This is a genomic window from Paraburkholderia sp. RCC_158, assembly GCF_041355255.1.
GTDB classification, from domain to species: Bacteria; Pseudomonadota; Gammaproteobacteria; order Burkholderiales; family Burkholderiaceae; genus Paraburkholderia; species Paraburkholderia graminis.
Genome location: NZ_JBFUPM010000005.1, coordinates 185,538 through 209,001, shown reverse-complemented (window position 1 = coordinate 209,001; position 23,464 = coordinate 185,538). Strand labels below are relative to the sequence as shown.

Sequence of the window (23,464 nt, the reverse complement as noted above, 5' to 3'; positions counted from 1 at the left end):
AATGACGCAGCCGCTACTGCGTCGGGTCGTGGCCGGCGTCGCTCTGGCAAACGCTGCGTATTTTTTTGTCGAGTTCTTTGTTGCCCGGAAAATTGAATCGGTTTCGCTTTTCGCCGACAGCATCGATTTTCTCGAAGACGCCGCGCTCAACTTTTTAGTTTTCGCCGCTCTCGGATGGTCCGTGCGCAATAGAGCGCGTGCCGGCATGGTGCTCGCGGCAATTCTATTAGTCCCTGCGTTGGCGCTGCTCTGGACCGCATGGCAGAAGTTCAATGCGCCGACACCGCCGGAGCCTTGGCTGCTGTCGGGCACCGGACTCGGAGCTTTAGCGGTCAACCTCGCGTGTGCGGTTGTACTCGCCAGATTCCGGCACCATTCGGGCAGCCTTACTCGCGCGGCATTCCTGTCGGCCCGCAATGACGCATTCGCGAATATCGCGATCATTCTCGCCGGACTGGTCACGTTGTTCTGGCGTTCTGGCTGGCCCGACCTTCTGGTTGGACTCGGAATCGCCATTGTCAATGCGGACGCCGCGAAGGAAGTTTGGCTCGCTGCGAGGGATGAGCATCGGTCTGCGCAGACATGAGCGGGCAGCGCCGCAATTGATCCGTCACACCGCACGCTTTGCGAACACATCCTTGAACATAGGCATTGCCGAGAATACATTCGGCCATCCCGCGTAGAAGGCCAATTGGGTCAATGCCTCGGACGCTTCTTCCTTTGTGAGCCCATTGTCCATCGCGCGGTTCAGGTGATACGGAATCTGCGCGACCTGACCGTTTGCAACCAGTGCGCTCACTGTCACGAGACTCCGGTCTCGCGGCGCGAGTCCCGGACGCAGCCACAAATCGCGGAACAGTGCATCGGTCGTGTATTGAACGACGCCGGGCGCCACTTCGCCGAAGTTCTCCTCGACCATCCGCGCGCGCTGCTGTTCCGAGCTTTCGTTTAAAGGCAGTAACGTCACGTCGGCGTCAGGAATCTGATCAGGTCCAATGCCTCTTTCGTCGAAGATGCACTTCGCCACGCTCGATGCAGCGGTTGCATTGCCCCACCCGGAATAGAACGCCAGATGCGCGATCATCTCCGAGATCTCGGCTGGTTTAACGCCATTGTCTAGCGCAAGCCCGAAGTAAAACGGCATGTCGGCGGTCTGCCCGCGCGAGATCATTACCGAAAGCGTGACGATGCTGCGGTCGCGCGGCGAGAGCAGCGGCCGCTTCCATAGACCGTCGAACACAGTGTTCGCGGTGTATCGCGCGAAAGCCGGCGATACCGATTTCAAGTCCGCAACGGACGGTGCTTGTTCCATACTTCCACTCCCTTTAATAGATGCGCAGGCGCAGACGAAGAGCGACGCGCTCAGTGCCGCGATTAACGCTGGCCGGCGGAGAACGAGGTTATGGCTGGCGGTGTTGCTCATCGCCGACCGATTGGAGGTACTGCTCGTCCGTCACCTTCTCGAGCCAATTGACGCTCTTGCCGTCGAGCGCTTCCTGAATTGCGATGTGAGTCATCGCGGTAGTCGATGTCGCTCCATGCCAGTGCTTGTGGCCGGGCGGGCACCAGATCACATCGCCGGCACGAATCTCCACACGCGGCTCGCCCTCGCATTGCGTCCAGCCGCAACCGGCCGTCACGAGCAGCGTCTGGCCAAGCGGGTGCGTGTGCCACGCGGTCCGCGCGCCCGGCTCGAACGTGACGCTGGCGCACGACACGCGTGCGGGCGGCGGCGGAGCATTCAAAGGATCGATGCGGACAGTGCCGGTGAACCATTCGTCAGGGCCTTTAATAGAGGGCTGCGAGCCCGCGCGCTTCAATTCCATCGTGCTGCTTCTCCGTCGAGGTGGGTCGGTGCATTACATCAATGTAACGTCTCGCCATTCATGCGACTAGGTGGCAAACTTGGCATGGTCTTATGCAATGGTGCATGAATCGAAATGGAAGACTTCAACGAACTGGCCGCGTTCATGCGAGTCGCGCATGAGCGGAACTTCACGCGTGCGGCCGCGCAGCTAGGCATGTCGCAATCGGCTCTGAGTCGCATGGTGCGCGCGCTCGAAGCGCGAATGGGCGTGCCGTTGCTCACTCGCACGACGCGCAGTGTCGCGCCGACAGAGGCGGGCGAGCGGCTGCTTTCGTCAATCGGACCGCGCCTTAGGGACATCGAGGCAGAGCTTGAATCGCTGCGTGCAATGACGGACCGGCCCGCCGGAAGCGTTCGGATCACTACGACGGACTACGCGGCAAACGAATACGTCTGGCCGCGAGTACAAACGCTATTGCACCAATACCCGGAGATCAAAATCGAGCTCGTGTACGACTATGGTCTTTCCGATCTGGTCGCGGACGGGTACGACATTGGCGTGCGCCTCGGCGACCAGGTCGCCAAAGACATGATCGCGATGCGCATTGCGCCCGATATGACGATGTCGATAGTCGGATCGCCGCAATATCTCGCATCGAGAATCGTGGCGAAAACACCGCAGGATCTGACTCGGCACAACTGCATCAATCTGCGGCTGCCGACCATGAACTCGTTGCTGGCCTGGGAGTTAAGTAAGGGGCGGCGCGAGCTACAGGTTCGCGTAGAGGGACAACTGACTTTCAATAACGTCTATCAGATGGTCGAGGCCGCGCTCGCCGGCTTCGGGCTTGCGTACGTGCCGAAGAAACTGGTGGAGCCGCATGTCGAGGCCGGGCGTCTGGCCTGGGTTCTCGAAGACTGGTTTCCGACATTTGTCGGCCACCATGTTTATTATCCGAGCCGTCATAAGTCGTCGAGGGCGGTTGAACTCGTCGTCGATGCACTGAAGGCCGGCTTTACGGGGCGAACGCGATAAGAACAGTGCTCAATCGCGCGGCGTGTTTGTCTCACTCGCGACGCTTGCCGCGAGAGCGTTCGTGTCCAAACGAAGTCCGCCAAACTGCTGTATCTTGCTCAATTGCGCTGAAGGATACCGGACAGCGAGGCAATGAAAAAACCCCTTTGTTCGCGAGGTTTCCTTGATTTCAACGAATCACGATGGAGCATGCGTCACCCATGTTGAGAGAAGATAATTTGCCGGCGAGCGAGGTCGCGCCCGACGACGACGGAGCGTCGTCGCCCTTGCGTTCATGGCTCGCCGTTGTGGCCGTTGCAATCGGCGCCTTTGCCTTCGTGACGACGGAATTTTTGCCGGTCGGACTCTTGCCGCGCGTCGCCGCCGATCTCGGCGTGTCGCCTGGCACGGCCGGTTTGATGGTCACGGTGCCCGGCGTGATCGCCGCGATTTCGGCGCCTGGCCTGATGCTGGTCGCGGGCCGCATGGATCGGCGGCGCGTCTTCCTGTTACTCACGGCTTTATTGCTGGCATCCAATCTGATTTCGGCGTTCGCGCCGAATTTCGGTGTGATGCTGGCGGGTCGCGCGTTGCTCGGCGCCGCGCTCGGCGGCTTCTGGACGCTCGCCACTGCCGCGTCCGGGCGTCTCGTGCTGCCGAAAGACTCGGCGCGCGCGATGGCGACAATCCTCACCGGCGTCACGTGTGCAACGGTGATCGGCGTGCCGCTCGGCACGTTCATCGCGAGTTTCGCGTCGTGGCGCGCGTCGTTCATGGCAACGGGCGGGCTCGTCGCGAGTGCGCTGATTGCGCAGTTCCTGTTCGTGCCGTCGCTGCCCTCGAACGCCGCATTGCGTTTGCACGATCTCGTTTCGCTGCTGCGCAGGCCGCATCCGCGCCGCAGCATGATGATGGTGGGCCTCGTGTTCGGCGCGCACTTCTCGTCGTACACGTACATCACGCCGTTCCTGCTGCGCAATGCGAACCTGACGATGCCGACCATTACCTGGCTCCTGCTCGGCTTTGGCATCATCGGCTTCTTTTCGAACTTCGCTGTTTCGTCGACGGTTACGCGCAGTCTGAAAATCTCGCTCGGCGCGATGATCTCACTGCTGCTGTTCGCGCTTGTTCTGCTGCCCGTATTACAGCATTCGCCGCCCGGCGTCATTGCGCTCGTACTCGCGTGGGGCGTGGCGTTCGGCGCGCTGCCGCTGTGCTTCAGCATCTGGATTCAGCGCGCGACGCCCGATTCTCCGGAAGCCGGCTCCGCGCTCTTCGTGAGCATCATTCAGGTGGCGATTGCGGTGGGTTCGCTCGTCGGCGGAATCGTGGTCGATCACGTGGGCATTGCGACGGACTTTCTGTTCGGCAGCGGCCTCGCGTTGCTCGGACTGGCGGCGCTCGCGAGCTTCGGTAGAAGCGGCGAGAGCAAGCCTGCGCCTGAAGCGGTGGCGTGCACCGAATGCAACTGCCGCGTGTAGCTTTTGGTCATTCAGAAGGCGCGGGTGTTGATTTCGACGCGCGCGCCCTCAATTCACTAAGCTGACTATTTATACGGCCGGATACGGCCGGCAAGTGCGAGTCGAAGTGCTCACAGTTGAACAGGACAGGTGGAAAAATCACGCGGATGAAAAAAGTCGACTCGACACACACTCCGGCGACGCGTGCGGAGTTGCTGTGCTTTCTCGTGGCGATCGCGGCGGCATCGTATGCGCTTAGCGCCGAGTGGCGCGTGGATCACGTCGTTCAGTGCTGCCGCCAGTGGCTCGCAAAAAATAGAACGACCATGCATTGGCTCGAGCGTGTGCGCATCGGGCAACTCGCCTTGAAAATCGCAAGCCAGGATCTCATCGACGCGGGCGTGGCCGTGCGCCTGTCGAATGTACAGGCGCTCTTTACGAGCGAAATGGAACTGAACGAAGCGAGCACGATGGTTCAGCGCATGATGGCGCTGTGCCAGGAAGCGATCTGACCGGATTCATACTGTCTCTTCCTGCGGACTTCGCCAATCGTGCCGCGCGTCCGCACGGCCCTCCCACCGATCCAGTTTTGTTATCGACCTTTCCATTTCTCGGATTGTTGCCGCATCACGGCGCCCGTATATTGGCGTAAAGCCCACTACGAAAACACGGACGCTGGAGACGCGAATGAACCGAATCGATCTGGAAGGACGCGTTGTCGCCATCACGGGCGGCGCGCGCGGCATCGGCTATGCGGTGGCGCAACGCGCGCTGAACTCGGGTGCATCGGTCGCGCTATGGGACATCGACGGCGAGCGGCTCGCCCGCAGTCAGCGCGAACTCAACGCACTCGGCAAGGTGACCGCGGTCACCGTCGAACTTACCCAGGAAGCGGCCGTCCAGCATGCGGTTGCGCAGACCGTTCTCGATCACGGCGCGATCGACGTGCTGATTAATTCGGCGGGTATTACCGGCGGCAACGGCACGACATGGGAACTGGAGCCGGAGATGTGGCGGCGCGTCATCGACGTCAATCTGATCGGCCCGTATCTCACCTGCCGCGCCGTCGTTCCGCAGATGCTCAAGCAAGGCTATGGGCGGATCGTCAATATCGCGTCGGTTGCGGGCAAGGAGGGCAACCCGAACGCGTCGCACTACAGCGCGTCGAAGGCGGGGCTCATCGGCCTCACAAAATCGCTCGGCAAGGAACTCGCGACGAAGAACATTCTCGTTAATGCCGTGACGCCCGCAGCCGCAAAGACCGAGATCTTCGATTCAATGTCGCAGCAGCACATCGACTATATGCTTTCAAAGATTCCGATGAACCGCTTTCTTCTCCCCGAAGAAGCGGCGTCGCTGATTCTCTGGCTCGCCTCCGAAGACTGCGCATTCAGCACCGGCTCGGTATTCGATCTGTCGGGCGGACGCGCGACTTACTGAGCGTCCAACGCGGCGCCGCTCAAGGCGCACGCGTCACATCACACAAGAACCGCGAGGCCGCGAACGCGAGCTGCGCGAAGGAGATGACATGGACCCGCAAGCGAGCGCTTCGCTGGAGGCGATCACCGGCAAGGTCATGCGCCGGCTGCTGCCATTCCTGCTATTGATGTACGTGCTGGCATTTCTCGACCGCGCGAACATCGGCTTCGCACAGAAGGCGCTGCAGCACGACACCGGGCTCTCGAACGCGGCCTTTGCGTTCGGCGCGGGCGTTTTCTTTGTCGGCTATGCATTGTTCGAGGTGCCAAGCAATTTGCTGCTGCATCGCGTCGGCGCGCGAGCATGGATGTGCCGCATCATGGTGACGTGGGGACTCGTCTCGGCGGCGATGTGCATGGCGCATACCGCGACGATGTTCTACACGCTGCGCTTTCTATTAGGCGTCGCCGAAGCAGGCTTCTTTCCCGGCGTCATTTATTACCTCGCACACTGGTTCCCACAGCGTGCGCGCGCCCGCGCCGTCGGCATGTTCTATTTCGGCGCGCCGTTGGCGTTTATTTTCGGTGGTCCGTTGTCGGGCTCGCTGCTCGAACTGCATGGCGCGTTCGGCCTCGCGGGCTGGCAGTGGCTTTTTCTCGTCGAAGGCTTGCTCGCCACGCTCGTCGGCATATGGGCTTTCTGGTATCTCGACAATCGTCCCGACGACGCACGCTGGCTCGATTCGCACGAACGCACGAGCTTGCGCGCGGCGCTCGATGAAGACGCGCGCGCAGCCTCGGCACATGGACCGCATCGCATTCTCGCCGCGCTGGTGGATCGCCGCGTGTTGCTCCTGTCGCTCATCTATCTGCTGATTCAGATGAGCGTCTATGGCGTGATCTTTTATTTGCCGCAACAGGTCGCCGCTTTGCTTGGAACGACCGTGGGTTTTCACGTCGGACTCGTCGCGGCATTGCCGTGGTTGTGTGCGCTCGCCGTCACCTGGTATGTGCCGCGCCGCGCGGATCGGACGGGCGGGCATCGTCGCTGGGCTTCCGCGTTGCTCGTCATGGCGGGTCTCGGCATCGGCCTATCGGGGCTCGCGCATAACCCGGTCATCGGGCTCATTGCGCTGTGCTGCGCGGCAAGCGGTTTCATTGCCGCCCAGCCGCTGTTCTGGACATTCCCGACGCGCCTCCTGACCGGTGCGGCCGCCGCGGGCGGCATCGCGCTGATCAACTCGCTCGGCAGCCTCGGCGGTTTCATTGCGCCGAGCTTGCGCACCGCGGCCGAGCGCGCGTTTTCCTCGACATCGGCGGGACTGGTCGTGCTCGGCGCGTCCAGTCTGCTCGCCGCGCTGCTGATCGGCACGCTGTTGCGCCGCGACGGCGCGCAGCCTGCCGATTCATTTCACGATCTGCTGCATCGCGCCCGCTAGGCGCATTTCCGGCGACACCTTCGACGCCCATCACGGAGCCTCTCTCTCATGGCCATGCCCACAATCCGGCACGTGCGTGCCTTCATCGTCCGCGGCGGCGGAGCGGACTATCACGACCAACCCGGCGGACACTGGATCGACGATCACATCTCGACGCCGATGGCGCGTTATCCCGAGTACCGTCAGAGCCGTCAGTCGTTCGGCATCAATGTACTCGGCACGCTGGTCGTCGAAATAGAAGCGAGCGACGGCACAGTCGGCTTCGCGGTGACGACGGGCGGCGAAATCGGCGCATTCATCGTCGAAAAACATCTGGCGCGTTTTCTTGAAGGCCAGCTCGTCACCGACATCGAGAAGATGTGGGATCAGATGTACTACGCCACGCTTTATTACGGGCGCAAAGGCGTGGTGCTCAATACGATTTCCGGCGTCGATCTCGCGCTGTGGGATCTGCTCGCGAAAGTGCGCAAGGAGCCGGTGTATCAGCTATTGGGCGGTCCGGTGCGCGACGAACTGGTGTTCTATGCAACCGGCGCGCGTCCCGACCTCGCGAAAGAAATGGGCTTTATCGGCGGAAAGCTGCCGTTGCAGCACGGTCCCGCCGAAGGCGAAGCGGGACTCAAGCTCAATCTCGAGAAACTTGCCGACATGCGCAGCCGCGTCGGCGACGACTTCTGGCTGATGTACGACTGCTGGATGAGTCTGGACGTGCCATATGCGACGCGGCTCGCACATGCTGCGCACGAGTACGGACTGAAATGGATAGAAGAGTGCCTTTCGCCCGACGACTACTGGGGTTACGCCGAACTGCGGCGCAACGTGCCGCGCGGCATGATGGTGTCGACGGGAGAACACGAAGCGACGCGTTGGGGCTTTCGCATGCTGCTCGAGATGCAATGCTGCGATCTGATTCAACCGGACGTGGGCTGGTGCGGCGGCATTACCGAGCTCATCAAGATCTCGGCGCTTGCGGATGCGCATAACGTGATGGTGGTGCCGCATGGTTCGTCGGTGTATAGCTATCATTTCGTCGTCACGCGTCATAACTCGCCGTTCTCCGAGTTTCTGATGATGGCGCCCAAAGCCGACGAAGTCGTGCCGATGTTCACGCCGCTTCTGCTCGACGAACCGGTGCCCGTCAATGGACGCATGAAAGTGCCCGACACGCCGGGCTTCGGCGTGCGGCTCAATCCGGAATGCGCGCTGGTGCGGCCTTATCCGCGCTAATGCGCTGCACTTCTTTCGATTCAATCAGCGAAGGAGAATGACGTGCTGCTCAAGGACAAGGTCGTGATCGTCACCGGCGGTTCGCGCGGCATCGGGCGCGCGATAGCCGTTGCGTGCGCAACGGAAGGCGCGGACGTCGCGATCAACTACTGGGGCGATAACGACGCGTCGTACGGACGCCGCTCGGCCGTCGCCGAAGTGGTCGAGGAAATCGAGGCGCTCGGGCGGCGCGTGATCGCTATTGAAGGCAATGTCGCCGCGCGCGAGACAGGGCAGCAACTGGTGCGCGAAACCGTGCAGGCATTCGGCAAGGTGGACGTGCTCGCGAGTAACGCCGGCATCTGCCCGTTCCATGCGTTTCTCGACATGCCGGCGGAAGTACTCGAGTCCACCGTCGCGGTGAATCTGAACGGCGCGTTCTACGTCACGCAAGCCGCGGCGCAGCAAATGAAAGCGCAGGGCACGGGCGGCGCGATTGTCGCGACCAGTTCGATCAGCGCGCTCGTCGGCGGCGGCATGCAGACGCATTACACGCCGACCAAGGCCGGCGTTCACTCGCTGATGCAGTCGTGTGCGGTTGCATTGGGACCGTATGGCATCCGCTGCAACTCGGTGATGCCAGGCACGATCGCGACGGACCTCAACGCGGACGACCTCGCCGACGAAGCGAAGAAAGCCTACTTCGAAAAGCGCATTCCGCTCGGGCGCCTGGGCCGTCCCGACGATGTGGCGGACTGCGTGGTGTTTCTCGCGTCCGACCGTGCGCGCTATGTGACGGGCGCGGCGTTGCTCGTCGACGGCGGGCTGTTCGTCAATCTGCAATGACGCGCGATGCCGATTTCAGCTAACCGGTGCGGAAGCATTCGCGGCCAGCGTGGACGTGGTGCCGCCATCGCGTGTGAGGCGCCGCGAGAAATTGCGCAGCAGTTCGATGAAGCGCAGCGCCGGCTCGGCGAGCGGTTCTTCCTTGCGCGTGAGAATGCCGAAACCCGCAAGGCTCTTGCCGATTTCGAGCGGCAATGCGACCAGCAGTTTGCCGCGCAGGTGATCGCGCACGACCGACTCCGGCAGCATCGCGACCGCATCGTAGTTCTCGAGCAATTGCAGCGTCGCGAAGATCGACGCGCATTCGGTGAGATTGACCGGCGTCGCGAGCCCCGCACGCGCGAGTTCTTCCTCGAACAGCACGCGCGCCGGGCTGCTGACAGGCTGCGCAACCCACGGCCAGTCGATGAGTTCGCGCAACGTGATGCGCGCGCGGCTCGCGAGCGGATGTACGGAGCGCACCACGAGCATCAAGGTTTCGCGCGCGAGCGGCTCGAAACTGAAATCGTTGTGTTGCAAGGGACTCGTCAGCCGTCCAAGCGCGAGATCGACTTCGCGGCGATGCAGCAACTGCACGACCTGGTCGCTGGTTTCGCCGAGTATGCGCACGTTGAGCAAGGGGCTTTCGGTTTTGAGTGCGGCCACCGCCATCGCCATCAGATCGGGCGCGGCGCCCATGATCGCGCCGACCGTCAACTGGCCGTGTCCGCCGCGGCGCTTGACTTCGAGGTCTTCGGCGAAACGCGTGAGTTCGGCGAGCGCGCGCCGCGCGTAGGCCAGCGTGACGACGCCGAGCGGCGTGGGCGTCATGCCGCGCGCATTGCGCTCGAACAGCAGAAAGCCGAACGCTTCCTCGATGTCGCCGAGCATGCGGCTCGCGCTCGGCTGCGCGACGTTGACGGCTTCGGCGGCCTGATGGAGATTGCGCGCGTCGTCGAGCGCGACGAGCAGCGCGAGGTGCTTGAACTTGAGCCGATTGACGAGTGCGACGGTTGCTGAGAGTTGGCTCATGGTCCCGGTGCGATTCGGATTGTGGATCGCCCAATCCCAACAACGGATTGAGATGCTATCGACGCTCGAATTATAGTCTTTGCAGGCGCTTCGCCGCGAAAGCGCATAACGCCGAGACAACGAACGACAACGAATAGACAACGAAGAGACAGCCGCAATGGAGACAATCGCTTTCCGGATGGTGCTCAACCCCGGCATGCGCGAGGAATACGAGCGCCGGCACGCACAGATCTGGCCGGAACTGGTTGACGCATTGCACAACGCAGGCGTGCACGAGTACCGCATCTTCTTCGATCCCGGCACCGATCATCTTTTCGCGGTGCTCACGCGCACCACGCATCACACGATGGACGCGCTTCCCGAACTCGAAGTCATGCGCAAATGGTGGGATTACATGGCCGACATCATGCATACCGCCGCGGACCACACGCCGCTTCAGCAGCCGCTCGAACAGGTGTTTCGTCTGAGTTCGCTCAGCTAATTGATTGCTTGCCACGCTATAAAGACGGAGGCATCGCATGCAGGTTGTCGATTCGCATATCCACCTGTGGGATCTGAAGACGCACCGTTACCCTTGGCTGGAAAATCCGGGCGTGTCGTTCGTCGGCGACGCGCGCGCTCTGAAGCACGACTATCTGCTCGATAACCTGCTTGCAGAAGCGGGCGACATCGACGTGAAAAAACTCGTACACGTTGAAGCGAATCACGATCCCGCCGATCCGGTCGAGGAAACGCGCTGGCTGCAAGGCATCGCCGATCGAGCCGAATCGCGCGGCATGCCGAATGCGATCGTCGCCGCCGTCGATCTCGCTTCGCCGAATGCGCCCGCGGTGCTCGAAGCGCATGCGTCGTTTGCGAATACGCGCGGCGTGCGGCAGATTCTCAATGTGCACGAGAACAGATTGTTCGATTACGTCGGCCGCCATTACATGCGCGAGCCGCAGTGGCGCGAGAACTTTGCGTTGCTGCGCCGTCACGGCATGTCGTTCGATTTGCAGTTGTATCCGTCGCAAATGGAAGAGGCCGCCGCTCTGGCGCGCGCGCATTCGGACACGCTGTTCGCCGTCAATCATGCGGGCATGTTCGTGGACCGAAGCAGCGTCGCCGGTTATCGCGCGTGGCGCGACGGCCTGCGCATGCTCGCCGGTTGCAGCAACGTGTACGTGAAGATCAGCGGACTCGCGATGTTCGACCATCAATGGACCGTGGAAAGCCTGCGGCCCTATGTGCTCGAGACAATCGACGCGTTCGGTGCCGAGCGCGCGATGTTCGCGTCGAACTTCCCCGTCGACCGTTTGTTCGGGTCGTATACGGATTTGTGGCATGCGTATGCCGCGATTGTGGAAGGCGCGAGTGTCGCGGAGAAAGAGGCGCTCTTTTGCGGCAACGCGGAGCGCTTCTATCGGATCTGAAAAACCGCGGCAAAAAAACAAAAGCGCCCGATAAACGCAAACGAAGGAGACACGCAGTGCAGCAACCCTCAACCGCTCAGCCGAGGCTCGAATTGCGGCATGCGAGCAAATCGTTCGGGCGCGTGCGCGCACTGTCCGACGGCGATCTCGTGCTGTGGCCCGGCGAAGTGCATGCGCTGCTCGGCGAGAACGGCGCGGGCAAGTCGACGCTCGTGAAGATTCTCGCAGGCGTGCATCAGCCCGATAGCGGCGAGATGCTCGTCGACGGCACGCCGCGCCGCTTTGCGACGCCCGCCGAAGCGCGCGATGCCGGACTCGCCGTGATCTACCAGGAGCCGACGCTGTTCTTCGACCTGTCGATTGCGGAAAACATCTTCATGGGACGGCAGCCCGTGGACCGCATCGGCCGCATTCAGTACGACGCGATGCGCCGCGAAGTGGACGGCCTGCTCGCGTCGCTCGGCGTCGATCTGCGTGCCGATCAACTGGTGCGCGGTTTGTCGATTGCGGATCAGCAGGTGATTGAAATTGCCAAGGCGTTGTCGCTGAACGCGAACGTGCTGATCATGGACGAACCGACCGCCGCGTTGTCGCTGCCCGAAGTCGAACGGCTCTTTGCAATCGTGCGCAAGCTGCGCGAGCGGGACGTGGCGATTCTTTTCATCACGCACCGGCTCGACGAGGTGTTCGCGCTGACGCAGCGCGTCACCATCATGCGCGACGGCGCGAAGGTGTTCGACGGCCTCACCGCCGATCTGAACACCGACGCTATCGTGGCAAAAATGGTCGGCCGCGATCTGGAAACGTTCTATCCGAAAGCGGAGCGGCCGCCCGGCGAAGTGCGTCTGTCGGTTCGCGGTCTCACGCGCGTCGGCGTTTTCAAGGACATTTCGTTCGATGTCCGCGCGGGCGAGATCGTCGCGCTCGCGGGTCTCGTCGGTGCCGGGCGCAGCGAAGTCGCGCGCGCGATCTTCGGTATCGATCCGCTGGATGCCGGCGAAATCCTGGTCGGCGGCAAGCGCCTTGCCGCAGGCAACGCAGCCGCCGCGGTGCGCGCGGGACTCGCGCTCGTGCCCGAAGACAGACGCCAGCAAGGGCTCGCGCTGGAGCTGAGCATCACGCGCAATGCGTCGATGACGGTGCTCGGCCGGCTCGTCAGACACGGTCTCATCACGACGCGCAGCGAGACGCAGCTTGCGAACAAGTGGGGCACGCGGCTGCGTCTGAAAGCAGGCGATCCGCATGCGCCAGTGGGCACGTTATCGGGCGGCAATCAGCAGAAGGTGGTGCTCGGCAAGTGGCTGGCAACGGGCCCGAAAGTGCTGATCATCGACGAACCCACGCGCGGTATCGACGTCGGCGCAAAAGCCGAGGTATATGGCGCGCTTGCCGAACTCGTGCAGGACGGCATGGCGGTGCTGATGATTTCGAGCGAATTGCCTGAAGTACTCGGCATGGCCGACCGCGTGCTGGTGATGCACGAAGGACGCATCAGCGCGGAGATCGCGCGCGCCGAGGCCGACGAGGAACGCATCATGGCGGCGGCACTCGGACAACCCATTCCACCGCTGGGACGGGCCGCATGATGCGCCACTCATCGACTCATGCCGCGCCGGTGCAGACGCCGCCGCCATCTTCGAAGCGCTCCGCGAGTACGCCAGGCGGCTTCGTCGCGAGCCTCGCGAAGAGCCGCGAGACGACGCTCTTCGTCGTGCTGATTCTGCTGATCGTGGGCACCGCGCTCGCGAGGCCGCAGTTCCTGAACTTGCAGAATCTGCGTGACGTGCTGCTCAACGTGTCGATCATCAGCCTGTTGACCGCGGGCATGACCGTGGTGATCCTGATGCGTCATATCGACCTGTCGGTGGGCTCGACGGTCGGCATCAGCGCGTATGCAGTGGGCAGCCTCTACGTTGCGTTTCCGCAGATGCCGGTAATCGTCGCGCTCGTGGCGGGACTCGCGATTGGTCTCGTCGCGGGCGGCATTAACGCGTTGCTCGTGGCGGTGGGCCGCGTGCCGTCGCTCGTTGCGACGCTCTCGACGCTTTACATTTTTCGCGGCGCCGATTACGCGTGGGTGCATGGCGGGCAGATCAACGCAACGAGCTTGCCCGAAGCGTATTCGCGCCTTGCCACAGGCACTTTCTTTGGCATACCGACGCTCGCGCTGATCGCCGCCGTCGTGCTGCTCGCGCTCGCGATCTACCTCAAGCAGTTTCGCGGCGGACGCGAGCACTATGCGATCGGCTCGAATCCTGAAGCGGCGCGTCTTGCCGGTGTGAATGTCGAGCGGCGCGTGATGGCGGGCTTTCTGCTGTCCGGCGCGATTGCCGGCTTTGCGGGCGCATTGTGGCTCGCGCGCTTCGGCACCGTCGATGCGAGCACCGCGAAGGGCATCGAACTGCAAGTGGTGGCGGCGGCCGTGGTCGGCAGCGTGGCCATTACAGGCGGCGTCGGCACGATACTCGGTGCAACGTTGGGCGCGCTCGTGCTCGGCGTGATCAGCATTGCGCTTGTCGTGCTGCACGTTTCGCCGTTCTGGGAGCAGGCGATCGAAGGCGCGCTGATCGTCGCCGCGATCACCGCCGATACGTTGCTGGCGCGCTCCGTCGCCAAACGCATGATGAGGAAACGCGATCATGGCTAAACCCGATTCCGCGCTGCTCACGCGCAAACGCGAAACGCCGCTGCAATGGGAAGCGCTGCTGGTGATCGTGCTGATACTGTCGCTTGCACTGGGACGCATGCTGTCGCCCGTGTTCCTGACCGGCGCAAATCTGAGCAACGTGCTGGCCGATCTCACCGAGATCGCGTTGATGGCGCTGCCGATGACGCTGATTATCGTCGCCGCTGAAATCGATCTGTCGGTGGCTTCGGTGCTCGGTGCATCGAGCGCATTGATGGGCGTGCTGTGGCACATGGGCTTGCCGATGCCGGTCGTGATCGCGCTCGTGCTGGTCGCGGGTGCGGTCGCCGGGCTGCTCAATGGCCTCGTGATCGTGAAGCTGAACCTGCCGTCGCTCGCGGTCACGATCGGCACGCTCGCGCTGTTTCGCGGGCTCGCGTATGTGCTGCTCGGCGATCAGGCCGTCGCCGATTTTCCGCCTGCTTACACCGCGTTCGGCATGGACACGCTCGGCGCGACTTTCATCCCGTTGCCGTTTGCGATCGTGATCGTCGGCGCCGTGCTGTTTACGGTGCTGCTGCAGGCTACCGCGTTTGGCCGCAGCCTCTATGCGATAGGCGCGAATCCGACCGCGGCCGCGTTCTCCGGCATCGAGGTCGCGAAGATCAGGCTGCGTCTGTTCGTGCTGTCGGGTTTGATGAGCGCGCTGGCCGGCGTGGTCTACACGCTGCGCTTCACGAGCGCGCGCGGCGATAACGGCGAAGGCTTCGAGTTGTCGGTGATTGCCGCCGTGCTGTTCGGCGGCGTGAGCATTTTCGGCGGACGCGGCTCGATGATCGGCGTGCTGCTGTCGCTGCTGATTATCGGCGTGCTGAAAAACGCGTTGACGCTCGACGACGTGTCCAGCGAGACGCTCACCATCGTCACCGGCGTGCTGCTGCTTGCGTCGGTGCTGATACCGAATCTGGTTGCACGCTGGCGCGCGGCACGCGACCGGCGGTTCATCGCGAAGTCGGTTTCTTCGCCATAACGTGACCATTGCTTGACCACCAAACCCGGACATCACCACGTCCAACAACAAGCAGGAGACACTTCATGTTCAAACCTCTTCGTCACACCGGCGCGGCCGCGCTGTGCATCGCGTTGCTCGCGATCAGTTGCGCGGCGCCCGCCGCGGGCCTGAAAAGCGGCCTGAAAATAGCGTTCCTGCCGAAGCAGATCAACAACCCGTATGAAGTGATCGCCGACGACGGCGGCCTCGCCGCGATCAAGGAGTTCGGCGGCGTGGGCAAGGTGGTGGGTCCGTCGGATGCGGGCGCGTCGTCGCAGGTGCAGTACATCAATACGCTGATCACGCAGCGTCAGGACGCGATTGTGATCGCCGCCAACGACGCAAACGCGGTCGTCCCGTATCTGAAGAAGGCGATGTCGCAAGGCATCAAGGTCGTCACTTTCGATTCGGACACGGTGCCTGAAGGTCGTCAATTGTTCGTCAATCAGGCGAACGCGGAAGGCATCGGCCGAGGCCAGATTCAACTGGTATCGAAGCTGATCGGCGGCGAGGGCGAATTCGCGGTGCTGTCGGCCACGCCGAATGCGACCAATCAGAATACGTGGATCAAGTGGATGCAGGAGGAACTGAAGAAGCCGGAGTACTCGAAGATCAAGCTCGTCAAGATCGCGTACGGCAACGACGACGACCAGAAGTCGTTCGTCGAAACGCAGGGTTTGTTGCAGGCGTATCCGAACCTGAAGGCGATCGTTGCGCCGACCACGGTGGGCATCGCTGCGGCGGCGCGTTATATCTCGTCGTCGTCAAGCAAGGGCAAGGTGGCGGTGACAGGGCTCGGCACGCCGAACCAGATGCGCGCGTTCGTGAAGAACGGCACGGTGAAGGCATTCCAGTTGTGGGACCCGAACCAGTTGGGTTACCTCGCCGGCTATGCGGCCGCGGCGCTCGCGTCGGGCACGATCAGCGGCAAGGAGGGCGAGTCTTTCGATGCGGGCAAACTCGGCAAGCGCACCATCGGCCCGCAAGGCGAGATCATTCTCGGACCGCCGACTACATTCGATGCCGGCAATATCGACAACTTCAATTTCTAGAGCGGTCGAGCACGACGCGATAGATTCGTGAATCAGAGCAGAGAACGCCCCGCTGGGCGCTCTCTGAAGGTCATTCCGAGCGACCGTGATGGTGCTGATGGCCGTAATGGTCCGCATGATGGTGCTCACCGCCCTCCATCATGCGCATCATCTCTGGCCCGCCGGTTTTAAAAAAGATCACCGTCAAAATGAGTAAGCCAACGCCGATGTCGCGCCACAACATCGCCCAGTTCATCGCATAGCTGTGACTGATCGCTATCCATCCCTCTCTGGACGACAGGCGTTCTTTCCAGGTGCCTTGCTGTTCGCTCATCGACATCGCCGCATGGCCTTCCATGCTGCCGGCAATACCTTTGTCCGCCTGTTCGATCGCGTCGCGCTTGAGCGAGTCTTTAAGAAAGAAACGGAAGAAGAGCACCATAACGACAATCATGATCGGGCCGCCGATAAACTCAGCCGCGGCGAATTGCCACGAAATGAGCACCCACATCAAAACGCCGAGTTCAAGCACCAGATTGGTTGCGGCGAACTGGAACGCCATTGCGGCGGTAAAGTCGCCGCCCTTGCGCACAATAGAGCGGGCCATCGCGACTGCCGCATAAGAACACGAGGACGACGCGGCGCCTAACAGCGCGGAGACGGTCAGCGTTTTGGCCGATGAATTGGGCAAGAGCTTCGACATCTCGGACTTCGAGACGATGACTTCAATCACGGCAGAGAAAAGAAAGCCGAGACTGAGGCCCCAGAAGATTTGCCACAGCATGGTGAAAGCCATCCATAGCGCGTGACCGAGAGCAGTAACTATCTGCATCGCAACCTCCTGCTTGGGAAACTTCTGAACTGGCTATACGTCGACCGGACGCGGAAAGTACAACGTGAAAGTGGTGCGCTCGTCATTGCTCGCGACCTCGACTTTGCCACGATGCAATTCCATGATCGATTTGACGATAGCAAGGCCGAGACCCGCGTTTCGCGCCGAACGGTGCCGCGACGCGTCGACGCGATAGAAACGTTCGAAAATCCGCTCGACGTGTTCCGGCGCAATCGCATGCCCCCGGTTGGTTACTTCGACGACGGAGTACTTCGGCGATTCGAACGAGCGCAACTCGACGCAAGAGCCCGCAAAAGCATGGTCGAGTGCGTTGGACATCAGGTTGCTGACAGCGCGCCGGAACAGCGTCGCATCCGCGGATAATTGTGCATTTCCATCCACGGCGAGATTCACGCCGGCTTCTTCCGCGAGGCCCTGAAAGTACGACGCGAGCCGGCTTAATTCGCTCGTTGCGTCCAGTTTGACGACGTGAATAAGCTGCTGCGCGTTTTCGTTGCGCGCGAGAAACAGCATGTTCTCGATCATCCGCTGAAGCCGCTCGCACTCTTCGATATTCGAGTCGATCAGTGCTTCGTATTCGTCGATGGTTCTCGTGCGAGACAGCGTGACCTGCGATGAACTGATGACATTGGCGAGCGGTGTTCGCATGTCGTGTGCGAGGTCGGATGAGAACTGCGACAGACGCACGAATGCGCGTTCCAGCCGGTCGAGCATCCGGTTGACCGACAGCGCAATAGCCTGAAGCTCGACGGGTCCGCCGTGTATATCGAGCCGCTCGCTCAGGTTGTGAGCCTCGATGCGCGAAGTCTGACGGCCGATGCTTTTTACCGGCGAAAGTCCTCGCCGCGTAACGGCATAGCCGACCGTGCCCACGAGAGCAGCACCGAGCGCGACGGCAATCAGCACGTCGACGCGATAGCTCTTGAGAAGCGATTGCCGGTCGGAGGCGGCGCGCACCAGCACCACACGCACGGTTTCATGCGACGGCAGCGTTGCCGCGGAGAAGATGCAACGCGATGAACCTATTGACGCGATCTCGCAGGTGAACGGACTGCCGCCAGCGTGCTTGCCGGAAAACGCAGCCGCAAGATCAAGATGTTCCTGGCCAACGTGCTCTACCAGCACGCGATTCTGCGCGTCGAAAATGCCGAGATAGACGCCGGGATGCGACAGCAGCACTTCATGGAAAATTGCCGGCGCCGCTTTAACGGCGTCGATCGATCCGGCATCGCGCACGAGCTGCTGAAACTGCGCGAGCTTGCCGATAATCTCAATGTCGTCGCGCCGCTGCAATTCCTGCGACAGCGAGCGATAAAGGAATGCACCCATGAGCGCAAATACGATAAGGGCCGCTACCGCGAATGCAGCGGTCAATCGCTTGAGAAGCGAATAGGGAACCTTCCTCGCGGTCACGAACGATCCTCGAGTACGTAGCCCATTCCACGGACCGTGTGCAACAGCTTCGTCTCGAACGAGTTGTCGATTTTTGCACGCAGGCGTTTGACCGCGGCATCGACGACATTGGTATCGCTGTCGAAATTCATGTCCCAGATCTGCGACGTGATGAAGGTGCGCGTCAGTACTTCGCCCTGCCTTTCGGCTAACAATTGCAATAGCGAGAACTCCTGCGCCGTGAGGTCAATGCGCAGATCGCCGCGCTTCACCCGGCGCTTGATGAAGTCCACTTCCATGTCGGCGATGCGCAGCACGTCCTTGACCGCGCGTGGCGCCCGCCGCAGCAGCGAACGGATTCGGGCGAGGAACTCGGCGTAGGCGAAAGGCTTCGACAGATAGTCGTCCGCGCCCAACTCGAGACCTTCGACTTTGTCCGCCACCGTGTCGCGCGCGGTCAGCAGAAGAACCGGCGTCTGCTTCTCCTTACGCAGCCGCCGAAGCAACTCGAAGCCGTCTATTCCGGGAAGCATCACGTCGAGTACGATCAGATCGAATTCCTCGTGCAACGCGAGGAACAGACCGTTGACGCCGTTGTCGGCAGTGTCCACCGTAAAGCTGGCCTCAACCAATCCCTTCCTGAGATAGGCGGCCATCTTCGGCTCGTCTTCGATAATGAGTATGCGCATCGGTCAACGGTTCATCTTTTCGCGGAAGGAGGGGAGTGTGGTCAGCTTAGACATGGCTCGGCAGTCGTGAGATGACGGGAGCATGACATTTTTTTCATCTTCGCGAGCATGAAAAATCAGTCATCTCGTGGCCATCGCGGCGTCAGAAGGCCCGCAGTAAGCTTTGGTCCTGAGCGTCGGCCGTGCCGTTACGCGTTGACACGTTTCAGCTTACAACCGCCCAAAATCGCGTGCTAGACTCCGGCCCCATGTACTACTGGCGCAAACTCTTCATCGTCGTTCTGCTTGCACTGAGCCTTCCGGCTCAGTCGTTCGCGGCCGTCGCGATGAAATGTGGCGTCGGCCAGGCGCATCATCATAGTGCGCATGTTGCGCCGGAAGGCGGCGAGCATCATGCAGCCATGTCCGGTGCAGAGCATCTTCACGCAAGCGGCGATCATCACCACGATGGTCATCAAGCGCACGCGTGCGCAACCTGCGCATCGTGCTGTTCCGGTGCAGTCATGCTGTTCGTGCCGATCCTGCCGCCCACGGCTCAAACCGCTCACTTCTTCTTGTCCCCGTCTTCTTCCGCGCCCGTCGTGTCGTTCCTGACGGGCGGCATTGAACGACCTCCCCGCTCGATTCTCGTCTAGTCCGCGCCCTCGCAGCCGTTCGCTGCAACGGGCATGTTCCTGGAGACCGGCAACCGGCCTCCGGATGATTCACGACGAGAACAACTCATGCGAAAAATTTCTGTGGCGCTGCTTGGCGCGGCCGCGGCGTTGCCGCTGCTCGTGCACGCCGCGACGACCTTGCCCGACCCGGCCGATGCGGGAGCTTCGGTGCCGCCGCCTGCAACGTCGTCGGCATTCGACGGTTACAAGCCCTGGCGCGATGGAGAAGCGCCGAGCTGGCAACAGCTCAATCGCGAAGTCGCACCGAGCCGGGCAGCGACTGGTGCGAAACACGCGAAACACGGGCAGCACGCGAATGCGGCATCGGCCGGCGAAAGCGGTTCCGAGCAGGGAGGCGACTCCAAATGATGCGTCACCTCGCGCAGACCCGCGTCGCGTGCATCGCCGTCGCGGCGATTCTGCTCACCGGCTGCACAACGTTTTCAAACGACGGCGGCTTCGGCGCCGTATCGACGACTGCATCGCAGCGGCTCGGCAAGGATGCGGTCTATGTGAAGACCGACGAGGACCGCGAAGCCGTTTTCAAGCGTACGCGGGAACTGCTGTCAAAGCCGCTCGACATGGACAACGCGGTGCAACTCGCGCTGCTGAACAACCGCGGGCTTCAGGCGGCTTACGGAGAACTGGGCGTCTCGGAGGCCGACCTCGTGCAGGCGGGCCGTCTGCCGAATCCAGGCTTCACGTTCAGCAGAACGCACTGGAGCGATGGATTCGGCATTAGCCGTACTTTCTCGATGGGCGTGCTCAGTCTGCTTACGCTGCCTTTGGCGACACGCGTCGAAGGCCGGCGGTTCGAGCAGACGAAGCTCGAGACGGCCAATGCGATGCTTGCCGTGGCCGCCGACGCCCGCAAGGCTTATGTGAACGCGGTGGCTGCGCAACAGGCTGCGCTCTACGCGGAGCAGGTCAAGGACTCGGCCGAAGCCGGCGCGGAACTCGCGCTGCGCATGCGCCAGGCGGGCAACTTCAGCAGACTCGACTACGCGCGCGAGCAGGCCTTTTATGCCGAGTCCGTCGCGCAACTCGCAAAGGCCCGGCAGCAATCAGTCATGGCGCGCGAGAAGCTCACGCGCGCGATCGGCTTATGGGGTTCGGGAACGCAATTCGAACTACCCGACCGTCTGCCGGAACTGCCAAAGGAAAAGCCTCAACTCGACGATCTCGAGAGCTTTGCGATGCGAAATCGGCTGGACATTCAGGCCGCGAAGCTGAGAACCGAAAGCGTTGCCAGTTCTCTGGGACTGACGAAAGCAACGCGCTTCGTCAATGCACTCGACGTCGGTTATCTCAACAACTTCGAGACCGACAAGGGACATGAGCGCGGCTACGAAATCAGCGTCGAGATTCCGCTCTTCGACTGGGGCAGTGCAAAGACCGCACGCGCCGAAGCCATCTATATGCAATCGGCTAACCGGCTTGCACAGACGGCAATCGATGCACGCTCCGAAGTACGCGAGTCGTATTCCGCTTACGTCACGAGCTATGACGTCGCGAAGCATTACCGCGACGAAGTCGTGCCCGTGCGCAAGACCATCTCTGACGAAATGCTGCTGCGCTACAACGGCATGCTCGCGAGCGTGTTCGAACTGCTCGCCGATTCGCGCGATCAGGTCGCGGCCGTCAACGGATATATCGATGCGCTGAAAGATTACTGGGTTGCCGAGACGGACCTTCAGCAGTCGCTTGGTGGCCGTCTTCCGCCGCTTGCCGCGATGTCCGCAGCTCAACCGGCGTCGCCGACGAATTCAGAAGGTAAATGAACATGGTGTCACGTCGAAATTTTCTTGGCGGCTCAGGCGCCGCGCTGCTCGGTGCAGCGCTGGTCAGCAAGGCGGGCGCGGCTTCGCTTCCAGAAGCGCCAACGATGCAAAAAACCGCCACGCAGCCGCCGCTCGTCCCGCCCAATGGCCGGCCTTATACGCCCGTTGCCACACTCAATGGCTGGACGCTGCCGTGGCGCATGAAGAACGGATGGAAGGAGTTTCATCTGATCGCCGAGCCGGTCGTGCGCGAAATGGCGCCGGGCATGAAGGCAAATCTGTGGGGCTACAACGGCCAGGCGCCTGGCCCGACCATCGAGGCCGTGGAAGGCGACAAGGTCCGCATCTTCGTGACCAACAAGCTGCCGGAACACACGACCGTTCACTGGCACGGGATGCTGCTGCCGTGCGGAATGGACGGCGTCGGCGGTCTGACGCAACCGCATATTCCGCCTGGCAAGACGTTCGTCTACGAGTTTCAGCTCGAGAAACACGGCACATTCATGTATCACCCGCATGCCGACGAGATGGTGCAGATGGCGATGGGCATGATGGGCACGTTCATCGTTCATCCGAAGGATCGCGGCGTCATGCCGGTCGACCGCGACTTCGTGTTCCTGATGTCGGCCTACGACATCGACCCGGGGAGCTTCACGCCACGCGTGAACGAAATGACGGACTTCAACATGTGGACGTGGAATGCGCGCGTGTTTCCGGGCATCGATCCATTGCCCGTTCGCACCGGCGACCGGGTGCGCATTCGCTTCGGCAATCTGACGATGACCAATCATCCGATCCATCTTCACGGATACAGCTTCGAGGTGGCAGGAACCGATGGCGGATGGATTCCTCCGTCCGCGCGTTGGCCCGAAGTCACCGCCGACGTCGCGGTCGGTCAGATGCGCGCGATCGAGTTCACCGCTAACCGGCCCGGCGATTGGGCGTTTCATTGCCACAAGTCGCATCACACGATGAATGCAATGGGGCATCAGGTTCCCAACCTGATCGGCGTACCGCAAGAAGATCTCGCGAAGCGCATCAACAAGCTGGTGCCGGACTACATGGCGATGGGCGCGACGGGCGGCGCGATGGGCAATATGGAAATGCCGCTGCCGGACAACACGCTGCCGATGATGACGGGTACGGGTCCATTTGGCCCGCTGGAAATGGGCGGCATGTTCAGTGTCGTGAAAGTGCGCGACGGTCTCGGCCGCAACGACTATCGCGACCCCGGCTGGTTCAAACACCCGAAGGGCACCGTGGCGTACGAGTACACCGGCGAAATGCCGGATAGCTGATTTAGCCCGAAGCCGGATGATTGGACTCGGCCGGATTTTTTATCACTTTGACTGTTGAGGGAACGTATGAAGAACGTAGTGGCTTTCATTGCAATGTGTTGTGCTGTTTCGGTTTCCGCGACCGCTTATGCAGCCGGCGATATGGGAAGCATGAACATGGCGAGTGGCGCACAGCAAAGCGCGGACGTGAACGCGGACGCGAACGAAAGCATGTCGCATGGCGAAGTTAAAAAGGTGGATACCGCCGCGGGCAAACTCACCATCAAGCACGGTCCCCTGGAGAACCTTGGCATGGAAGCCATGACGATGGTTTTCAAGGTTAAAGACCCGGCGATGTTGTCTCAGGTGAACGTCGGCGACAAGATCGATTTCGTCGCCGAAGAAGTCGATGGCTCACTGACCGTGACGAGCCTGCAAAAGCAGTGACGTGCAATGGGCGCCGCCCATGACGCACGCACGGCGCCCTGGTTAAA

General features: G+C 61.6%; 25 protein-coding genes. 18 read left to right on the top strand and 7 right to left on the bottom strand.

Annotated features, from left to right (window positions below; genetic code table 11):
- The first annotated feature begins 1 nt into the window (after nucleotide 1).
- Nucleotides 2-586, top strand: a complete 585-nt coding sequence (locus AB6809_RS12520) for a cation transporter (protein ID WP_371026759.1) — start codon at nucleotides 2-4, stop codon at nucleotides 584-586.
- Between the two features lie 24 nt (nucleotides 587-610).
- On the opposite strand, the gene AB6809_RS12515 is transcribed toward AB6809_RS12520, so the two are convergent.
- Nucleotides 611-1,312 carry a carboxymuconolactone decarboxylase family protein gene (locus tag AB6809_RS12515; RefSeq protein WP_371026758.1) on the bottom strand — a complete coding sequence of 234 codons (702 nt, stop codon included), beginning with the start codon at nucleotides 1,310-1,312 and terminating at the stop codon, nucleotides 611-613.
- Between the two features lie 88 nt (nucleotides 1,313-1,400).
- Nucleotides 1,401-1,826: a cupin domain-containing protein gene (locus AB6809_RS12510; protein ID WP_371026757.1), complete on the bottom strand. Its 426-nt coding sequence runs from the start codon at nucleotides 1,824-1,826 to the stop codon at nucleotides 1,401-1,403.
- A 114-nt stretch (nucleotides 1,827-1,940) separates the two neighbouring features.
- On the opposite strand from AB6809_RS12510, the gene AB6809_RS12505 reads away from it, so the two are divergent.
- The 7 genes from AB6809_RS12505 to AB6809_RS12475 all read left to right on the top strand — a co-directional run bounded on the left by AB6809_RS12505 (nucleotide 1,941) and on the right by AB6809_RS12475 (nucleotide 9,191).
- A complete protein-coding gene (locus tag AB6809_RS12505; RefSeq protein ID WP_029965881.1) occupies nucleotides 1,941-2,843 on the top strand; it encodes a LysR family transcriptional regulator in 903 nt (300 codons plus the stop codon).
- Nucleotides 2,844-3,043: 200 nt separating this feature from the next.
- Nucleotides 3,044-4,303: an MFS transporter gene (locus AB6809_RS12500; protein ID WP_371026756.1), complete on the top strand. Its 1,260-nt coding sequence runs from the start codon at nucleotides 3,044-3,046 to the stop codon at nucleotides 4,301-4,303.
- A gap of 146 nt (nucleotides 4,304-4,449) precedes the next feature.
- Nucleotides 4,450-4,794 (top strand): hypothetical protein, encoded by a 345-nt coding sequence (locus tag AB6809_RS12495; RefSeq protein ID WP_006046681.1) that lies wholly within the window; start codon nucleotides 4,450-4,452, stop codon nucleotides 4,792-4,794.
- Nucleotides 4,795-4,969: 175 nt separating this feature from the next.
- Nucleotides 4,970-5,722, top strand: coding sequence for an SDR family NAD(P)-dependent oxidoreductase (locus AB6809_RS12490; protein WP_371026755.1), 753 nt, complete (start codon nucleotides 4,970-4,972; stop codon nucleotides 5,720-5,722).
- 88 nt (nucleotides 5,723-5,810) lie between these two features.
- Nucleotides 5,811-7,139 carry an MFS transporter gene (locus tag AB6809_RS12485; protein ID WP_053859280.1) on the top strand — a complete coding sequence of 443 codons (1,329 nt, stop codon included), beginning with the start codon at nucleotides 5,811-5,813 and terminating at the stop codon, nucleotides 7,137-7,139.
- 48 nt (nucleotides 7,140-7,187) lie between these two features.
- Nucleotides 7,188-8,366 (top strand): L-rhamnonate dehydratase, encoded by a 1,179-nt coding sequence (rhmD, locus tag AB6809_RS12480; RefSeq protein WP_006046684.1) that lies wholly within the window; start codon nucleotides 7,188-7,190, stop codon nucleotides 8,364-8,366.
- A gap of 42 nt (nucleotides 8,367-8,408) precedes the next feature.
- On the top strand, nucleotides 8,409-9,191 hold the full coding sequence (locus tag AB6809_RS12475; protein ID WP_006046685.1) for an SDR family NAD(P)-dependent oxidoreductase: 783 nt from the start codon (nucleotides 8,409-8,411) through the stop codon (nucleotides 9,189-9,191).
- Between the two features lie 15 nt (nucleotides 9,192-9,206).
- On the opposite strand, the gene AB6809_RS12470 is transcribed toward AB6809_RS12475, so the two are convergent.
- On the bottom strand, nucleotides 9,207-10,202 hold the full coding sequence (locus AB6809_RS12470; protein ID WP_371026754.1) for a LysR family transcriptional regulator: 996 nt from the start codon (nucleotides 10,200-10,202) through the stop codon (nucleotides 9,207-9,209).
- 157 nt (nucleotides 10,203-10,359) lie between these two features.
- Between AB6809_RS12470 and rhaM the strand changes: the two genes are divergently transcribed.
- The 6 genes from rhaM (at nucleotide 10,360) to rhaS (ending at nucleotide 16,343) form a co-directional block, all read left to right on the top strand.
- Complete coding sequence (rhaM, locus tag AB6809_RS12465; RefSeq protein WP_114157115.1) at nucleotides 10,360-10,683, top strand: L-rhamnose mutarotase; 324 nt, start codon at nucleotides 10,360-10,362, stop codon at nucleotides 10,681-10,683.
- A gap of 37 nt (nucleotides 10,684-10,720) precedes the next feature.
- Nucleotides 10,721-11,614 carry an amidohydrolase gene (locus AB6809_RS12460; protein WP_107707458.1) on the top strand — a complete coding sequence of 298 codons (894 nt, stop codon included), beginning with the start codon at nucleotides 10,721-10,723 and terminating at the stop codon, nucleotides 11,612-11,614.
- A gap of 56 nt (nucleotides 11,615-11,670) precedes the next feature.
- The gene (locus AB6809_RS12455; RefSeq protein ID WP_006046689.1) at nucleotides 11,671-13,200 is read left to right on the top strand and encodes a sugar ABC transporter ATP-binding protein; all 1,530 of its coding nucleotides are present in this window, start codon (nucleotides 11,671-11,673) and stop codon (nucleotides 13,198-13,200) included.
- Complete coding sequence (locus AB6809_RS12450; protein WP_371026753.1) at nucleotides 13,197-14,261, top strand: ABC transporter permease; 1,065 nt, start codon at nucleotides 13,197-13,199, stop codon at nucleotides 14,259-14,261. Before AB6809_RS12455 ends, AB6809_RS12450 begins: the two co-directional genes overlap by 4 nt.
- On the top strand, nucleotides 14,254-15,270 hold the full coding sequence (locus tag AB6809_RS12445; protein WP_006046691.1) for an ABC transporter permease: 1,017 nt from the start codon (nucleotides 14,254-14,256) through the stop codon (nucleotides 15,268-15,270). The genes AB6809_RS12450 and AB6809_RS12445 overlap by 8 nt, the downstream gene beginning before the upstream one ends.
- A 65-nt stretch (nucleotides 15,271-15,335) precedes the next feature.
- Nucleotides 15,336-16,343, top strand: a complete 1,008-nt coding sequence (rhaS, locus tag AB6809_RS12440) for a rhamnose ABC transporter substrate-binding protein (protein ID WP_371026752.1) — start codon at nucleotides 15,336-15,338, stop codon at nucleotides 16,341-16,343.
- A 70-nt stretch (nucleotides 16,344-16,413) separates the two neighbouring features.
- Here the strand turns inward: rhaS and AB6809_RS12435 are convergent, their stop codons facing one another.
- The 4 genes from AB6809_RS12435 to AB6809_RS12420 all read right to left on the bottom strand — a co-directional run bounded on the left by AB6809_RS12435 (nucleotide 16,414) and on the right by AB6809_RS12420 (nucleotide 19,714).
- On the bottom strand, nucleotides 16,414-17,154 hold the full coding sequence (locus tag AB6809_RS12435) for a permease (RefSeq protein ID WP_371026751.1): 741 nt from the start codon (nucleotides 17,152-17,154) through the stop codon (nucleotides 16,414-16,416).
- Nucleotides 17,155-17,187: 33 nt separating this feature from the next.
- The gene (locus tag AB6809_RS12430) at nucleotides 17,188-18,588 is read right to left on the bottom strand and encodes a heavy metal sensor histidine kinase (RefSeq protein WP_371026750.1); all 1,401 of its coding nucleotides are present in this window, start codon (nucleotides 18,586-18,588) and stop codon (nucleotides 17,188-17,190) included.
- Nucleotides 18,585-19,256, bottom strand: coding sequence for a heavy metal response regulator transcription factor (locus AB6809_RS12425; protein ID WP_006046695.1), 672 nt, complete (start codon nucleotides 19,254-19,256; stop codon nucleotides 18,585-18,587). Before AB6809_RS12425 ends, AB6809_RS12430 begins: the two co-directional genes overlap by 4 nt.
- 233 nt (nucleotides 19,257-19,489) lie before the next feature.
- Nucleotides 19,490-19,714 carry a hypothetical protein gene (locus tag AB6809_RS12420; protein WP_157140563.1) on the bottom strand — a complete coding sequence of 75 codons (225 nt, stop codon included), beginning with the start codon at nucleotides 19,712-19,714 and terminating at the stop codon, nucleotides 19,490-19,492.
- Nucleotides 19,715-19,978: 264 nt separating this feature from the next.
- Between AB6809_RS12420 and AB6809_RS12415 the strand changes: the two genes are divergently transcribed.
- The 4 genes from AB6809_RS12415 (at nucleotide 19,979) to AB6809_RS12400 (ending at nucleotide 23,417) form a co-directional block, all read left to right on the top strand.
- A complete protein-coding gene (locus AB6809_RS12415) occupies nucleotides 19,979-20,281 on the top strand; it encodes a hypothetical protein (RefSeq protein ID WP_371026749.1) in 303 nt (100 codons plus the stop codon).
- Entirely contained in the window at nucleotides 20,278-21,693 is a 1,416-nt protein-coding gene (locus AB6809_RS12410; protein WP_371026748.1) for a TolC family protein, read from the top strand. Before AB6809_RS12415 ends, AB6809_RS12410 begins: the two co-directional genes overlap by 4 nt.
- Entirely contained in the window at nucleotides 21,690-22,991 is a 1,302-nt protein-coding gene (locus tag AB6809_RS12405) for a multicopper oxidase domain-containing protein (protein WP_029965856.1), read from the top strand. The genes AB6809_RS12410 and AB6809_RS12405 overlap by 4 nt, the downstream gene beginning before the upstream one ends.
- A gap of 66 nt (nucleotides 22,992-23,057) precedes the next feature.
- Nucleotides 23,058-23,417 (top strand): copper-binding protein, encoded by a 360-nt coding sequence (locus AB6809_RS12400; protein ID WP_029965854.1) that lies wholly within the window; start codon nucleotides 23,058-23,060, stop codon nucleotides 23,415-23,417.
- Nucleotides 23,418-23,464: the final 47 nt, after the last annotated feature.